Here is a 1,746-nt window from a genome sequence, read left to right as displayed (position 1 = left end):
CACCGATTCAAATTCACAATCATTGGCTTAAGTGAGCGGCATTACGTCAGAAATGGCGCACCTGCAATGTTCAGCGCACTGTTTCGGTCGCCATAAATGGCGCCCCTATGGGGTTCAACGTGGTTTTCGTAGGGTACGCATTCATGCGTACCGGTTCAAATACGCACTCATTGGCTTAAGTGAGCAGTATTAACGCTAATGCGGCCCCTTTAATTACATTTTCGGATAATGTTTTTTCTGCCATGCCAGCAATTCAAACACGCCAAAGAAGAAAATTTTTGCCTGCGTCGCACCACTGAGTTTGGGTGCGTCTTTTGGTTGAGTCGCGCGAAGTAATACCAACTGCAAACCGTGCATGATCACCATGAAGAACAACGCCACGTGAACAAAGTAACGCAGCGGCGTGGGGAAGGGATGCACCAGATTCAACAGCAGGAATGCCCACACGCAAATCATCAATAAACGACCCAGATTAAGCCACATCGTGCGTCTCCTGTTGGCGTTGATAAAGGCGATAGGCCACCTGGCCAGCAATCTTTTCGCGATACAAATCCCAGTTGGCGGGTGCAACAGGCGTGCCATGCTCCACTTCACTTTCGACATAAACGAGCGCGTTATCCGCCAGCCAGCCGTTATTTTCCAGCAGCGTCAGGGTTTCTAACAGCAGTCCTTTACGGAATGGCGGATCAACAAACACCACATCAAACGGCTCACCCGGTTGGCTCAACCACTGCAAGGTGTTGGTCTGCACGACTTTGCCCTGTGTCGCACGCAGCGTTTGCAGATTCTGCGACAGCTGCTGAGCAACCGAGCGCTCCATTTCAAGCAGCGTTGCCGATGCAGCATAGCGTGACAGCGCCTCCAACCCGAGCGCGCCGCTACCGGCGAAGCAATCGAGGCAGCGCGCTTCCTGAATATCTGGCGCCAACCAGTTGAACAGGGTTTCACGCACGCGATCGGTGGTCGGGCGTAGGCCCGCGCTGTCTGGCACCGGTAATTTACGGCCACGCCACTGTCCGCCAATAATACGGATTTGGCCAGCAGCGCCGCTGTTGCGGGGGGATTTACTCATTTCGCTCACAACTCGTCATAATTTGTTGCGTAGTTTAACGGGCGCAGCAGGTAGAAGAAACGTAAAAAAGGGTGCTGTGGTGCGCTGGCTGGAAAGTGTTAGACTACTGAGTTGATATGGCGCGCGTAATTGCCTGATTTTTACGCCGCTCGCGCGTCAAAAATTGAATTTTTTATCCCCTGGGAACAGCGTGCAACCGGGAATAAGCCATCGAGGAGTGTGGTTACACAATGGCAAAAGAGAAAAAACGCGGCTTTTTTTCCTGGCTAGGCTTTGGCAAAGAAGAAGAGACGCAGCAGCCTGCGGAAGAGCAGCAGCAATCCACCGACGTGGCGCAGGAGCCCATCGCTGAAGAGAGCGCATTAGCAAGCGCCGAAGCGCAGGCAGAAGAGACCGTTTCCGTCACTGAGCAGGTTGCCGAAGCACAACAGACGCATGCGGAAGAGCATGGTGTCGAGCCGATTACGGCTATCGAAGAAGAGGTGCTGCCAGAACAGGAAACGCATCCTGAAGTGGCGCCAATTGAAGAAGAGCCGCAGGCGGAAGAGCTGGTTATCGACGCGCCTGTTGAGCCGACTAACGAGCCGCAGCAAGCCGTTATCGAAGCACCGGTTGAATCGGCTATCGAGCCGCAGCGGGCTGTTATCGAAGTACCGGTTGAATCGGCTATCGAG

Annotated in this window: 2 protein-coding genes and 1 pseudogene; 1 reads left to right on the top strand and 2 read right to left on the bottom strand. The window is 53.7% G+C overall.

Features of this window, described 5'->3' with window-relative positions; all coding sequences use genetic code 11:
- Window positions 1–213: 213 nt before the first annotated feature.
- Window positions 214–483, bottom strand: a complete 270-nt coding sequence (locus HA51_RS26765) for a DUF1145 family protein (RefSeq protein WP_084938438.1) — start codon at window positions 481–483, stop codon at window positions 214–216.
- Window positions 473–1,072, bottom strand: coding sequence for a 16S rRNA (guanine(966)-N(2))-methyltransferase (gene rsmD, locus HA51_RS26760; RefSeq protein ID WP_084938437.1), 600 nt, complete (start codon window positions 1,070–1,072; stop codon window positions 473–475). The genes HA51_RS26765 and rsmD overlap by 11 nt, the downstream gene beginning before the upstream one ends.
- A gap of 230 nt (window positions 1,073–1,302) precedes the next feature.
- On the opposite strand from rsmD, the pseudogene HA51_RS26755 reads away from it, so the two are divergent.
- Window positions 1,303–1,746: pseudogene (locus HA51_RS26755) on the top strand (signal recognition particle-docking protein FtsY); the annotation flags it as partial.

Origin of the sequence: Pantoea rwandensis, assembly GCF_002095475.1 — a bacterium.
Classification (GTDB): Bacteria; Pseudomonadota; Gammaproteobacteria; order Enterobacterales; family Enterobacteriaceae; genus Pantoea; species Pantoea rwandensis.
This window is presented reverse-complemented; position numbering and strand designations above follow the sequence as displayed.